The 14,197-nt window shown below is 58.2% G+C and carries 13 protein-coding genes; all 13 read right to left on the minus strand.

Annotated elements, in window-relative coordinates; translation table 11 throughout:
• Window positions 1-2: 2 nt before the first annotated feature.
• A complete protein-coding gene (locus tag RDA78_RS28400) occupies window positions 3-2,174 on the minus strand; it encodes a nitric oxide reductase activation protein NorD (protein WP_434053096.1) in 2,172 nt (723 codons plus the stop codon).
• A gap of 112 nt (window positions 2,175-2,286) precedes the next feature.
• Window positions 2,287-3,066: a CbbQ/NirQ/NorQ/GpvN family protein gene (locus RDA78_RS28405; protein ID WP_434056228.1), complete on the minus strand. Its 780-nt coding sequence runs from the start codon at window positions 3,064-3,066 to the stop codon at window positions 2,287-2,289.
• 102 nt (window positions 3,067-3,168) lie between these two features.
• Window positions 3,169-4,209: an aliphatic amidase gene (locus tag RDA78_RS28410; RefSeq protein WP_434053097.1), complete on the minus strand. Its 1,041-nt coding sequence runs from the start codon at window positions 4,207-4,209 to the stop codon at window positions 3,169-3,171.
• Window positions 4,210-4,257: 48 nt separating this feature from the next.
• Window positions 4,258-5,124 carry an urease accessory protein UreD gene (locus RDA78_RS28415; protein ID WP_434053098.1) on the minus strand — a complete coding sequence of 289 codons (867 nt, stop codon included), beginning with the start codon at window positions 5,122-5,124 and terminating at the stop codon, window positions 4,258-4,260.
• On the minus strand, window positions 5,121-5,762 hold the full coding sequence (ureG, locus tag RDA78_RS28420) for an urease accessory protein UreG (protein ID WP_434056229.1): 642 nt from the start codon (window positions 5,760-5,762) through the stop codon (window positions 5,121-5,123). Before ureG ends, RDA78_RS28415 begins: the two co-directional genes overlap by 4 nt.
• Before the next feature lie 50 nt (window positions 5,763-5,812).
• Entirely contained in the window at window positions 5,813-7,525 is a 1,713-nt protein-coding gene (gene ureC, locus RDA78_RS28425; protein WP_434053099.1) for an urease subunit alpha, read from the minus strand.
• 3 nt (window positions 7,526-7,528) lie between these two features.
• Entirely contained in the window at window positions 7,529-8,224 is a 696-nt protein-coding gene (locus RDA78_RS28430) for an urease subunit beta (RefSeq protein WP_434053100.1), read from the minus strand.
• A gap of 15 nt (window positions 8,225-8,239) precedes the next feature.
• Window positions 8,240-8,947: an urease accessory protein UreF gene (locus tag RDA78_RS28435; RefSeq protein ID WP_434053101.1), complete on the minus strand. Its 708-nt coding sequence runs from the start codon at window positions 8,945-8,947 to the stop codon at window positions 8,240-8,242.
• Window positions 8,944-9,402 carry an urease accessory protein UreE gene (gene ureE, locus RDA78_RS28440; RefSeq protein WP_434053102.1) on the minus strand — a complete coding sequence of 153 codons (459 nt, stop codon included), beginning with the start codon at window positions 9,400-9,402 and terminating at the stop codon, window positions 8,944-8,946. Before ureE ends, RDA78_RS28435 begins: the two co-directional genes overlap by 4 nt.
• Window positions 9,403-9,464: 62 nt before the next feature.
• Window positions 9,465-9,794, minus strand: a complete 330-nt coding sequence (locus RDA78_RS28445) for a hypothetical protein (RefSeq protein ID WP_434053103.1) — start codon at window positions 9,792-9,794, stop codon at window positions 9,465-9,467.
• A gap of 8 nt (window positions 9,795-9,802) precedes the next feature.
• Entirely contained in the window at window positions 9,803-10,489 is a 687-nt protein-coding gene (locus RDA78_RS28450; protein WP_434053104.1) for a tetratricopeptide repeat protein, read from the minus strand.
• A 21-nt stretch (window positions 10,490-10,510) separates the two neighbouring features.
• The gene (locus tag RDA78_RS28455) at window positions 10,511-11,629 is read right to left on the minus strand and encodes a ring-hydroxylating oxygenase subunit alpha (protein WP_434053105.1); all 1,119 of its coding nucleotides are present in this window, start codon (window positions 11,627-11,629) and stop codon (window positions 10,511-10,513) included.
• Between the two features lie 81 nt (window positions 11,630-11,710).
• Complete coding sequence (locus RDA78_RS28460; RefSeq protein ID WP_434053106.1) at window positions 11,711-14,080, minus strand: N,N-dimethylformamidase beta subunit family domain-containing protein; 2,370 nt, start codon at window positions 14,078-14,080, stop codon at window positions 11,711-11,713.
• Window positions 14,081-14,197 lie beyond the last annotated feature (117 nt).

Raw genomic sequence — 14,197 nt, forward strand, 5'->3', positions numbered from 1 at the left:
TTTCATCGGGACAGGCTCACATAAAGGGCCGCCAGTTTTTCCGGCAGCAGTTGCAGGTTGCCAACCTGCGCAAAGCGGCTGCGGCCAAATAATGCTGCCTGTTTTTCGGTTGGCCCCTCCCCGAGCCCGACACAGAAAACGTCTATGGCAGACTGCGACAGGGAGCGAATGGCGTGTTTGGTATCGAGGAAGAGATAGTTCGGGTCCGCGCAATCTATGTCGGAAGGCTCACCGTCACTAAGGAGCAGGATCAGGCGCCTGTGGGCGGCGACGGCGGCAAGAGCACTTCCGGCATGTCGCAGCGCCGCGCCGAGACGAGTGGAGTAACCGGCGCTCAGGCCGGTCAGCAACGCTCCGGTTTCCGCGGTCAGAGGATCCTGGAAACTCAGGATAGGCGTAAACCGCACATCCTGGCGGCCTGCCGAACAGAACGTATCAATGGCAACCGCGTCTCTCGACGACTTCAACGCGACAGCCAGGACAATCGACGCCTCAACGGCAAGTTCAAGAACCGATTTGCCTGTGTTGCCGACCGGATCGGCTGTCGACTGCGATGTATCCAGCAGAATGCTGACGGCGAGGTTGCGCGGCCGCGCGATGCGCCGTTCAAAAACCCTCGGATCGGGCGGCTTACCGCTATGGTGTTCTATCAAGGCATCGACTGCCGCTTCGAGATCAAGTGCCTCCCCGTTCAACTGCCGCCTGGCCTTTCGGGCCTCGCCAAGTTCCGCACCACTGAGCAACGTTGTCAGCCGGTCGATCAGCGGCTGACGCGCTTCCAGGAGCGCATCATAGCGGCCCGGGTCGCCGGCCTTGGCCGGATAATGACGTATGGTGGTCCAGTCGCTGCGCTCCGTGTTCAGCCTGCCGTCAAACTCCGGATAACGCCCAACCACACGGCCTGCTGTGTCTTCAGCTGAAACGGCACGGACGCGTTCAACATTTTCCGTAGCTGCTTTTGCTTTGCTTTGTGCCGGCGACACATGCTGCTCGTCAGGCGGCCGAAGCCGGGCGCTGTCAATCTGCAGTTCCAGATCTTGCTCGCCGGCTCTTTCGGGGCGATCTCCAAAGTCCCAGAGGCCGGTGTTGTCGTCCCTGTAAACAGGTTTGACGACATAGCCCTTGGCATTGAGTTGCACGCGCATCTGCCCAAGGTCATTGCCGAGGAGGTTGCCGATGTGTCGGCTGAGAGAAGGGTCGTCCCATTGGTCGCGCGCAGAAAAAAACATCTCTCTGCCCTTGCGTATCCAGCCGTGAACGGGAACAAAATCCGGATCGAAAAGAGCGCGGGCAAGGCACTCGAGAAGATTTGGTGCCGTGATGAGCGGTGACGGCGTTGCAGCGTGGAACGGCGCCCACAGGCGTCTGAGGCCAGGCATGTCGCGCATGGCCAGGTGCTCAACACGGGCATCCTCCACCAGCGAAGCGGTTGCAATCTGAGCAGGCCGAAGACCACCTTTTTGAAAACGCACCTTTGTGTAGGCAAAATGTGCTCCGATATGGGCCAGGCTGGCCCTGTAGAGCATACGAAGTTCATCTTCCTTGTAGCCCGGAAAAGACACCGGCACCGCGATTGCCCCGTCCGCGAATGTTGCCCTCTGATCGGCGGGCTGAACATTTGCAGGCAGAAACTCCCTGATCTGAAGATCCAGACCGTACAGCCCAATCAGGAAAGCGCGCATTTCCCTCTCGAATGTGTCGTAAGACCCGTCGCCCGCTTCCTGTGCCAGCGCACGCACGGATTCTGGCGTCTGCAGCCGGAAATAGGCCAGTTGCCGCACGGGATCAGCCTCTGCGCTCCGAAGGCCGGAGCGGATCCAGGCATCGAGCGCATCTACGTCCAGCCTGCCGGCGAGCATTTCCATCCGGTCCAGCACCGCAGGGATCGCCCTTGGGGCGGACCGCGCGCAGTCCGCCATCAGCGTGAGCCACTTTGCAAAGCCTTGTGCGTCAGCGCAGCGCGTTGCGACGAGGCATGTGGCTTTCAAGAAGGTTTCCGAGGTGTTGCTACCCGTCTTGATCGTCATGAACGAAAGTGTGTTCGCCAGGTCTATGGCACCTTGCGGGCCAATCTCTTCGGCAACCTTCAGTGAGGCCTCACGGTAGCACCTTGCAATGCGCTCGCCGTAGCCTGCCCCTTTCAGACGGGTGAGAGCTTGTGTCCAGGTCTCCAAGTAGGGTCCCGGAAACAGGTTCGTGAGATTTGCGATTTGGGAATCTGTTGCCGCTGATGGGCCGGTTGGTTGCCATGTTCGCCTTGAAAGGGTTTCCATGGCCGCCGGTACCTCAAAGACACGCATCTGCGACAGCGCTCAAAGCGTTGCGCATATCGGGGTCGTCGGTCAGCGGTGTGATAAGTGCCATTTGCGTCGCCTTTGGCAAAGGCATTCCGTGCCGTGTCAGCCGCGCGATATGAACCAGCATGCGGGTCGAGGCGCCTTCTGCGAGCCCTTTGCCGCGCATGGCCCGCGATTTTACGCCAAGCTGGACGATCTGACGCGCCATTTGCTGCGTAACACCGCCCTCCTTCGCGACTATTTCGGCCTCCTTTTCTCCCTCCGGATAACTGAAATCGAGCGCGCAGAACCTTTGCCGCGTGGATTCCTTCAGATCTTTCAAGATATTCTGGTAGCCGGGATTGTATGAAATGACGAGCTGGAAGTCCTGATGTGCCTCAACCAGCTCGCCTTTCTTTTCAAGCGCCAGGACCCGGCGGTCGTCGCTCAGCGAATGTGTTGCAACGATCGTGTCCGGACGGGCTTCAACCACCTCATCCAGATAGCATATGGCTCCGAGGCGGACGGCATGCGTAAGGGGGCCGTCCTGCCAGTAAGTGCCCTCGGGGCCAAGCAGGAAACGACCAAGCAGATCCGACGCCGTCATGTCTTCATGGCACGAAACGGTGATCAGTGGCTTGCCAAGAGACCACGCGACATGCTCCACGAAGCGCGTTTTTCCGCAGCCGGTTGGGCCCTTAAGCAGAACCGGTATTCGGGCCGCGTAAGCGGCCTTGTACAGGTGAACCTCGTCGCCGCTCGGATAGTAGGGCGGTTCGGCCCGGATCATGTAATCCTGTTTCAGCACGCTCACCAACCTGTTGAGATTTTGAAACGAAAGAGCGGCCCGAACGGTGTGGTCAAGTAAACGCTGTCCGGGCCGGTGTGCCTGTTAGCGGTGCACCGCAGTCTTCTGGTTGGGAATATTGTCCATCGGGCATTCTTCGGTTCCGACGGTCGTGCGCGTCATGGCTTCGACCATTTCCCGAGTACCTTCCGGGTCCTCCGCCCACTTTGTATAGAATTCATAAGGGCAGGCGGCGACGCCCTTGTCGCCGTCGCCGGAATTGATCATGCCCGTGTAGCCACGGTGCACCAGTTTGAAGAGATGGTTCTGCGACTGGCCGTTTGCACGGGCATCACGGATCGCAGAAACGGAAAGCTGCGCGTACTGAATGCCCATCTCCTCTTCGCCGCACTCGCCCAGGGTCCGGCCATCGAAACCGATTAGGGCGGAATGGCCGAAATAGGAATAGACGCCGTCGAAGCCGGCAGCATTGGCGACGGCGACATAGACGTTGTTCGCCCAGGCCATTGCCTTGGACATGACCACTTGCTGATCCTTCGCCGGATACATGTAACCCTGGCAACGCACAATGAGTTCGGCACCCTTCATCGCACAGTCCCGCCAGATTTCCGGGTAGTTGCCGTCATCGCAGATAATCAGGCTGATTTTCAAGCCCTTCGGCCCCTCAGCAACATAGGTGCAGTCGCCCGGATACCAGCCTTCGATCGGAACCCAAGGCATTATCTTGCGGTACTTCTGCACGATCTCACCCTCATTGTTCATGAGGATCAGCGTGTTGTAGGGTGCCTTTTTCGGATGCTCCTCGTGTCGCTCACCCGTGAGCGAGAAAACCCCCCAGACATTGGCTTCCTTGCACGCTGCGGCGAAAATCGCCGTTTCTTCACCTGGAATAGCGGAGGCTGTTTCATACATTTCGCGCTCGTCATACATGATGCCGTGCGTCGAGTACTCCGGGAAGATAACGAGATCCAGGCCTGGCAGACCAACCTTCATTCCCTTCAGCATGTTTGCGATCTGGTGGCAGTTGTCTATGACCTCGGCCTTGGTGTGCATCCGGGGCATCTTGTAATTGACGACGGCAACGCCGACGGTGTCGTTGCTGCTCGAAATATCTCCGTGGTACATCTTCCATTCCTTTCAGGTTGACGCCATTCGCGGGTCGTTGGACCGGTGTTACTTCTTGCGGTGGACGGGGAGCTCTCCTGTTGAGGCAACGCGTGCTGTCATCCAGAGCGTTTGCAGCGCACGCGTGAGATCCGCTCCCGTTGCGGCGAGGAGACGCACCAGCGCTACGGAACGGTGCCGGTCAAACGTTTGCCCGGCATAGATGCTTGACGGGTCAAATCCGGCAATACAGGCCTCCAGGGCTATCGAAACGGCTGTGCTTTGCTCGCTGCCGCAAAAGAGAAACGTGCCGGCACATGCATAGCCGCCAGTTGCGTTGATCCAGTTTTCGCCAGTAACATACGTGCGATCTGCAAAGAACGCATTTCCCTGTGTGTCTGAGAGGCGGATCTCGTTGTCCAGATAATCAAATCCTGATCCGCGTTCTTCCGGGTCATGCGCGAGTTGCGCATCGCAGACCATCAGCACACTGTCGCGGCCAACCCTCGCGTTGACGGAACTTTTCAGGCGGGCCGTGGGAAACAGGATTGCGGGATCGGGACAGAATTCCAGGCAACCGCCGGTGCCGACATCAAGGTCCACACTGAGACGGGTTTCGCCATTGTGTCCGGCGTGCACGATTGTCGAGGCCTGGCTGGTGACGTGCGCCTTTGCCTGGTTCTCGACACGGATTGCCAGGCTGTGATCGTCGTCGTTGTAGAGACCGCCGGCGCTTGATTGCAGGTAGAGCGTGGCCATGCCTTCCGGATCGCCATGCATGTAAAACGGTCTGGTAATGTGAAAGGGATGTGGCGCAAGCTGGTGTGACAGATGCGTCTTGCCTCGCGATCTGCGGAAGCAAAGGCTTGCCGCCACCGGTTTTCTTCCCGGCGTTCGAATGGTCCGCAACGTTTTCGCCGGAAGCGGAGCGTTCATCCGACGGTCTCCGCTTCCGTGAAAAGAACCTGGTCGCAAATCAGGTCGACGATGTCATCCAACCCGGTTGGCACCGCGCTGCCTTTGCATACGCATCCGATCGTCGGTCTTTCGCCGCGAATGGTTGACGCTTCGGCAAGTATGGCTTCGGCATCAACCAATACATGCGGTGCGAGGTCCAGCTTGTTGATTACGAGAAGATCGCATTGCAGCGTTCCAGGACCGCGTTTGCGCGGAATGTCGTCCCCTTGCGCAACATCGATCACGAACATCCACCAATCGACAAGATCAAGGGAGAACGTTGAGGCGAGGTTGTCACCGCCACTCTCGATCAAAATGAGATCGAGATCTGAAAACGTCGCCGCAAGATCATCCGCTGCCGCGATGTTGAGTGTCGGATCCTCCCGAATGACGGTGTGAGGACAAGCACCAGCCTCCACCGCCACAACACGCTCGGGGTCGATGAGGCCGCTTGCCTGCAAGCGACGCGCATCTTCCTTGGTCACCAGATCGTTCGTGATCACCGCCAGATCTGTTCCCCGTTCCAAAAACAAGGGAATCAGGGCCTCGATCAGAGCCGTTTTTCCGGATCCGACCGGCCCGCCAATGCCAATACGAGCCGCATACTGGCTTTTCATTGGCTTCGTCACCGAGGCCTCGCCAAGGCCGGAGATTCTGTCACGCATATTCATCTCAGCATGTACCTCTGGGCCAGTGGCAGTTCGGTTGCAGGCTCGCAGGTCGCCAGCTCGCCATCGACGAAGACGTCGAAGGTCGACGGATCAACGTCGATCTGCGGACAGGCGTCGTTATGCAGCATGTCGGACTTGCCAAGCACTCTTGTTCCGGACGCTGGCAAGAGAGCCTTTTTCAGGTCGAGCGTTTGGTCCAGACCGTTCTCGATGGCGCGCGGATTGACAAAACACGCGCTCAAATCCTGCGCGGCCCGTCCGAAAGCACCCCATTGCGGACGCAAAAGAAGAGGTTCACAGGTCATGAGGCTGGCGGCGGAATCACCCATTGCCCCCCAGGCGATGAAACCACCCTTGACGATCAGCTCCGGCTTGCTGCCGAAATAGGCGGGCCGCCACAGCACGATATCAGCCATCTTCCCGTCTTCGAGCGAGCCGATATGGGCATCGATCCCGAAACTCCTGGCTGCGTTGATCGTGTACTTTGCGATGTAGCGCTTGATGCGCTCATTGTCGGCGCCCGCGAGCTGTTCTTCCGGAAGTGCGCCGCGCTGGACCTTCATTTTTGACGCGAGTTGCCATGTGCGGGTGATTACCTCGTTGATGCGGCCCATCCCCTGGCTGTCGGACCCCAACATGGATATCGCGCCGATGTCATGCAGAATGTCCTCAGCCGCAATCGTCTGGGCTCGAATGCGGCTTTCTGCAAAGGCAACGTCCTCAGGAATGGACGGATTGAGGTGATGACAAACCATGGTCATGTCCAGGTGTTCATCAAACGTATTGACCGTGAATGGGTTCGTCGGGTTGGTCGAGGACGGAAGGCAGTTGGCGACACCTGCGACGCGGATGATGTCTGGTGCGTGGCCGCCGCCTGCCCCCTCCGTGTGGTACATATGGATCGTCCGGTCGCCTATGGCGGCGAGCGTATCTTCCAGAAACCCGCTTTCATTTAGAGTGTCGGTGTGGAGTTGAACCTGAAAGTCAAGCTCATCGGCCACGCTCAGGCAGCAGTCGATGGCGGCCGGCATGGCGCCCCAGTCCTCATGGATTTTCAGCCCCAGACAACCTGTGTTGATCTGCTCAACCATAGCCTCCGGTTTGTGGGCGTTGCCGCGTCCCAGAAAGCCAAAGTTCATTGGCCAGTTTTCGGCGGCCTGCAGCATCTTGCCGACGTTGAAAGGTCCGCCGGAATCGATCCCCACCGTGATCGGGCCGAGAGACCCCCCCAGCATGGTAGTAATGCCACTGGACATCGCATGCTGGACAAGCTGAGCACTGTCGAAATGCACATGAACGTCAATCGCACCGGCAGTCGCGATCAGCCCTTCCGCGTCCCGAACCGTTGTGGACGCTCCAACAAGCAATCTCGGATCAACCCCGTCCATAACATCCGGATTGCCGGCCTTGCCGATCCCGACGATCTTTCCGTCCTTGATGCCGAGGTCGCCCTTCACGATTCCGACAACGGCGTCGATCACGACGACGTTGCAGATGAGCATGTCCAGAACGCCTTCCGCACTTGTCTTGCCCGGCACAAGACCCAGACCGTCCCGCAGGGTCTTGCCGCCCCCGTGCATGCATTCATCGCCATAGACCGCATGGTCGAACTCGATCTCAGCCCAGAGCTCCGTATCGCCGAGGCGGATCGCGTCACCCTTGGTGGGACCGAACATCGCTGCATAATCAGATCTTGAGATTTCAACCATCGACTATGCTCCCTTGAAACCGGCGGCCCGCGCCTTTTCCAGCGCGGCCTGTTTTTCAGCGTCAGTGGTAGGTCCATTGGTCAATGCGTTGAGACCACCGATCTTCTGCGCCCCGCCGAAGCGCACCAACGCGACTTCGCGGCTTTGGCCCGGTTCGAACCGAACCGCCGTGCCCGCCGGAATGTCGAGGCGGAATCCGAAGCTTTTCTCGCGGTCAAACTCCAGGGCCCTGTTGACCTCGAAGAAGTGAAAGTGACTTCCGATCTGGACTGGTCGGTCGGCGTTGTTAACGACATGGAGCTTCGTTGTTTCGCGGCCTGCATTCAGATCGATCGTGCCCGCCGCAGCGCGGATTTCACCCGGTATGCCGACAGAAACGTCTGGCTCGTTTTTGCCCGGACGGACGGGATCATGAACAGTTACGAGTTTCGTTCCATCCGGAAAGGTCGCTTCGACCTGTAGCATCGGAATGAGGTCAACCACTCCTGGCATCACGTCATCCTGCGAGAGGATAGTCGAACCGAACGAAATGAGCTCGGCGACAGAGCGGCCGTCACGGGCGCCTTCAAGGATCTCGTCACAGATGATCGCAACAGCTTCCGGAGCGTTCAACAGTCTACCGCGCGCGCGCCTTTTGCGCGCCAGTTCGGCGGCGGAAAAGATGGTAAGTCTCTCAAGTTCGGTCGGCGTCAGAAGCATGATTTTTTCCGGTACTCATGTTGCAAAAAGGTTTGCGCCGCTTTGCGCCTTGCGCATGATGGCAATGTCGCCCAGGGGGGAAAAACTGCTAGGGAAAGCCGGCGCCGGCTGCGTTAGCGCCTCCGCTGCCAGGCCAGAAACTTCAGCGAGCAAAGCTTGGGCTTCAATCGCACCGATCTGTCCAAGGCGAATGGCAGCAGATGTCACGCCGAGCAGGCAATTGTTGAGAGCCACCGCTTCCGCGTGACACCTGTCGAACTGCAGGGCGCTTGAGATCAGCCCGAGAACGACCGGCTCATAGCCGGCACTGTGTCCGGCCGCCTCTGCGATGATGTAGTCTTTGTAGCCTGTCGCTCCTGGTGTGCCTATCCGGGCGTGCACATTTAGGAGCGAGCGCCCGATACGGCGTGAGGCCACAGCCAATGCGTCGATTGTATTATGTATGTGGCATTCAGCATCCACAGCCGAAAGTGTTTTCCAGTCCTCGGGAGAAGTATCTGCACAGGAGGACGCACTATCGAAAGCCTGGTTTAGAAAAAAACGGTCGAACGCCAGCCAGCGCGGAAGAATCTGCGTTGCAATGATGCGTTCGAGGTCCGCACGGCCACTGACGCGCTTTTCCTGGACAAGCGTTTCGAGGCCGCTGGAGAAAGCGAAAGCACCCGAAGGAAACGAACTGTCGTTGCACTGCAGAAGCCGCAGCAATGTCAGCGGAGACGTCATCCGTCTTCCCCGCTTTCTATCGGCATCACGGTGCCGTTTTTTATCAGGTCTTCGAGACGATCAAGGTAGGATTTGAGCTCCTGTTCAACGGCGATAAGCAGATCGTCGCCGTCGAAGCGTACCCGCCAATGAAGATTGCCGGCATGAAAGCCGACCTGCAATGCCGCAGCCATGTCCGCAGGCCGAAGACGTAGCCAGTTGTCTGCCTCCACCTTCACGACAAGCGCCGAGCTCGTATCGAGCGCAAGTATCGCACCGTCGAACAGCTTTTCCTCGCGTGGCAGGGTTATGGCAACGTCCAGCCCGTCTTCGGAGCGCGCACGAAACCTACGGCGAGACAGCTCATTCCTGGGCAGCACCAGAAAGTCGACTGCATGGGCATGTTCAAGTTGGTGAAGCTGATGGCTCAACGACGCGTCGGATCTGTCTCCGATGATGCGGTCAACAAGCAGCATGATCGCCTCCCTGCAACGCGGCAACAGTCAGAGCAGTGCGCCGAAGTGAACCGGGACGAGCATCAGGCAAAGGCATCGGGTGTCGCCTCCCGGTACATCAAAATCCATTTGTGCTCGGGGCCCGGTGTTTCCATGGGTTGCGCCGCGTCTGGAGACTTCATTCCGAAACGGGACACCATGTGATCCCGAATAATGCCAGCGGCCTTGGGACTGAGGGTCGGTTTGCAAATCCAGATCGTGCGTTCCGCCCCCCCTTCCTCAAGGGCCTGCACAGCATCGTCGTCGGTGCCGGTTGCCAACTGGATGGTCCAGTCAGGACCATTGCTGCCGAATTCACGCAGATAGGTTAGAAGCTCGAATTTGATCTGCTGAACGCTGTAGGTCTGCTCCATCTCGATCCTCACTGCAATGTCGGATCAAGGACAGCCTGGCTGGAGACTGCTGCCGTCTTGCGCCGCCAGGACTGGATGAGGGCTGCACCCTCCCGTTTTTCCTCCGCGGACATTTCGCCCATGATGCGTTCAAGGGAACTGAGCGCGGTGCCGACTCCGTGTTGCGCGGCAAGCGCATACCAGAGATAAGCGTTTACACGGCTCTTCTCGACACCCGCGCCATGCTGATAGCAATATCCAAGACGTGCCTGCGACGGGTAATGCCCCTGTTCGGCCGCTCTCTTGTACCAGCCCGCAGCCCGGTCTATCTCGATGTCCACGTCCTTGCCGGCGGAGAAAAGTGTGGCGAGGTTGAACTGTGCACCAGCGTCATTCAGATTGGCAGCAGCTTCCAGCCATTTTATTCCCTCGTCGAGATCCCGTTTACAACCCTGCCCATTGACGAGCATCGCGCCCACGTTGGTCATTGCCTGTGCCTGACCGGCTTCAGCCGCAAGAAGATAGTACTTGAATGCATCCTTCACGGAGTTCGGCTTGCCTTCTCCGTTGGCGTAGCACGACCCCAGCCACATCATGGCCTCGGCGTCACCTTCGTTCGAAAGCCTGCAGAAAATATCCGCCGCCGCATCAAATGCACCCTCGACGTAATGGGCGATGCCATCGGCAATGGTCGGTGCTGTCGGCATGTCAGTCATGAAGCGTTCCTCCGGAAACAGCTAGATCAGATAGTTCTTGAGCGGCTGAAACATGGGGTCATGTGCTTCCACTTCCGGCATGGCCAGGACCCGGCTGATCAGCACGGATTGTGCCCAGTGCGCCTGCAGCGAAAGGTTTTCTCGTGTCTCGGCATCATCCATCGGCAACGGGCTAGAGGCAGTGGATTTTGACTGAACTGCCTCGGCGGTTGTGCCCACGATTTCAATCAGACGTTCAGCGGTTTCGCGCTGGTTGGTGCTCGTCATGGTGCCGCTGGCAAAGAGCTGGATGCGGCACAAGGTCTTTTCCAGCGCTGTCGGTTGAAGGCCAAGCGTTGCAACGTAGTTGCCGGCTTGCAGCAGGATCAGGTTCGGGTAAAACCAGGTTGCGGATACCTGCTCTTGTACCCCAGTGCCGTCTTCAACCGCGATGTCTGCTGAGAGCGACACCAGACCGTCGCGACAACAACTTTCGACGTGGGCAAAGAGGGCATTTGCCAATGTCTTCCAGTTACATCTGTATTCTTTTGTCGTTGCGCCAATCCGCTCAGAGAAGCGGCAAGCCTGCAAGATGTCGCTCCCGGCAAGTTGCGCAACTTCAAACCGCTCGTTCGGGCCGTTGAGATTGACAAACAGGAGTTTGTCTTGTCGGGCCACGGAAATGCGCAGAAGACGTTCGGGCCTCAACCCGACATACTGGTACATCAACGTTTCGGAAGCTTCACCCTGCGCCGCAGAAATCGCCCCCCTGTCGCGGCTATAGCCGCAAGAGGTGAAGGAACACTTCGTTTTGCTGCCTTGTTGGCACTGCAATGGGACGAAGCGGCAACCGCCATGTTGGGCATTGTTGAACCGGCCTTCCAGCGATCCGTCGGGCATCCGCTGGATGTGGATCCCGTGATTTCCGATCGTATAGGGGAGCAGGTCTCCGGCTTCGGGAATGTCGTCGGTGGTCCCCACAAAAATCCAGTCTCGCGTCCATATGGCTTCATTCTCCAGAAGCGAAAACGTGAGGGAGCGATAGATCAAAGGATCGATCTTCCGCGCTTCCTCAAAAGGTCCGCTTGCTGCCTGCCATGTGGACGCTTTTTGTAAGTCGATATCACCCTCGAAAAAGCCGAGGTCTGGTCTTCTCGCCATTTCCTGTCTCCTGTCTGTGCACGACCTGGCGGGGTCGCGGCATCACAAATGCGCCGCGACTCTGCGGTTTAGATCGCACGGTCAGTGGTCAGCGCGACCGCGATACTTGATCGCGTCCGCTGGCGGCGGCGGCAGCGGTCCGGACACCATGAAGCGATCGAGAACATTCGCCGTCAGCTTCGAAATGTTGTTTTCGCAATTGTTCCAGGGCAGAGAGCCGCAGTAGGCAATCGACGAGAACGAGAAGCACGCGCCACCGTTAGGCGTTTCGTGATAGGCAATGTCACCTCTGACGCGCGGATGTGTCGTTCCATCGAGCCCCTGTTGGTTGAAGCCGAAGTCTTCCATCACGAGCAGATAGGCTTCCGTGTGCCGCCCCGCAGACGTCGCGACCGTGAGCGTGTGCGGGGGCGAACCGAGCATGGTGTCGACAATATCGAGTTCAAGACCGGCTGCGCCGCCGCCGACCAGACCGAAATTGCCGAGTTTCTCGTCGTACTCGATACCTTCGAATGCCCAACTGACACGCTCGTCGTTGCTCTCTGGCGTACGGGAGAAGTAGGAGGAGATATCAAAACCTTCGGACGACATGCCTACACCGGCAACGGAATGCAGGTACCGGCCGCGATAGCGCCACATGCCGCCCAGTTCGCCGGTGCCTTGGTGATAGTACTCACCTGGATCGGCGCGCCATGTTCGTATGCCGGACTCACATCGCCGCATTTCTGTGATCACGCCCCGGCCGAGATCTTCGTAGGCCGGGTGGAAGGAATGGATCCAGTACCAGGCATCAGCGCCCATATACATGAGCCGTCCGCCTCGCTGCGTGTAGTTGTGAAGCGCATCGAGCTGGGTGCCCGAGTTGTGTTCCGGATGCGAGCCCGTGATGATCACATTGTAGTTTTCAATCCGGGCGACACCGTCGTAGGTCAAGTCCTCATCCGTGAAGACATCGTACTCATAGCCCATTGTTTCGAGCCAGTAGATCAGGTGGAGATCAGCGGGATACTGCCACGGTGCCTGCGCGAGGAAGTGATCGTACTTAGGCCTGATGCTCAGGATCGGCCGAAGGCGCGACGACAGGCAGATGCCTGACCCGTCCGTGTGAGTGTCGTAGATCGAGCCGCCATATTCCCTATGTTCGGACAGAAACATGTTCTGGTGCTGCATGATTGGCACCCGATAGATGAACAGTTCCGCGCCACCGGCATTGCACGCGACATGCTCGTTTGCGTAAGCCATATAGCTGATCGTCGGCACCATGAAGGCAATCTTGGACTGTTCCTTGCCGACTTCCGGTACTACCCAGAACGGGATGTAGTCCTCGTCACCATCTTCGGTCGTCAGCTTCGCAGCGTAGAACTTGCTCGAGCAATCCTCGGGAACGGTCCATTCAAAGTCGACATCCCAGCGCGCATTGTCGACATCATCGTCGTGGAAGTGAATGGCGCCGTATTGCTCGGGTGCTTGTTTCCAATCGAACACCGTACCCGACCAATTGTAGCCGGTCATCGCGCGCGTTGGACAATTGACGAGTGTTGCATCGAGTCGATAAGGGCCACAGTCGGTCGCCATGATACTGTCGATACCGACCGAGAAGTCCCAGGCCCCGACGGTGACCTCCGAAAGTGCTCCGGTAGGCCCGCTGTTGCGCCGTTCCGTTAGACCCGGCTGTGCGCCGAGTTTCATCATTTCGATTTCCGTGCGAGTCAGAGCCCTGGAACAAAGACGCGGGGAGTCGATTTTGCCGTTGTATTTTCCAGCGAACACGACGCCGGCCGGCAGCGAGGACTTTGCCAAGGGATCATCGGTCGCCTCCACGGTATAGGCTGCAAGTGCCAGAGGAAGGGATGTGTTTTCGATCCCGCCCGACAGTGTCTTTTCAATGGGTTCAATCACTGGATCGAGCGCATACTGGATCTGGGGTTCGTGGATAAGCGTCAGTTTGCCGGTCGCCGCATCGAAAGTCGCTGCAAGGAAGTGCCAGGCGTGGTCCCGCAGCGGTGTCGGACTCTCAACCTTCTCCCCATTGACACGCGCTTCAGCGTGGCCTTTATCGTTGATGAAAAGACCGTATCCTTTGCCGCCTGCCCATTTGGTGACGAGACCCTGAGCGCCGTGTTTCCAGTATTTCGGGTGCGTGATTGGCGTTGTCGGCCAAACGTAGCACTGCAATGTGAAGCTCTCGACGTTCAGCGCCTTCGTGTCCTCGACAAAGCCGTAGGAACCGCTGTGAATGATCTGCTTCTTGCCTGCAAAAGTTTCAGCCAGACCGCCCGGTACGGGCTTTTCAATGAAGCCCGGCCCTCTCGGGTTGGTGTCGCCATTGATCATCTGAACGATCTCGGCCTTATACTTCGTAGGCCCGTCGCAATTGACGTAAAACTTGATGGTTCCACCGGGGTTCACACCGAACTTGTCGGCATAGCCCGTCAGTTTCATTGCAGTCATAAAAACTCTCCCAACTCTGAACGGGGCCGCTTCCTGCGACCGGGCATAACTTCCCCGTTCGCGCCGAAGCGCGTTGCCGTTCTTGCAGAATGTTAAAAATGCAGCCCTTCAGGTCAG

Source organism: Roseibium sp., assembly GCF_051016195.1.
Classification (GTDB): domain Bacteria; phylum Pseudomonadota; class Alphaproteobacteria; order Rhizobiales; family Stappiaceae; genus Roseibium.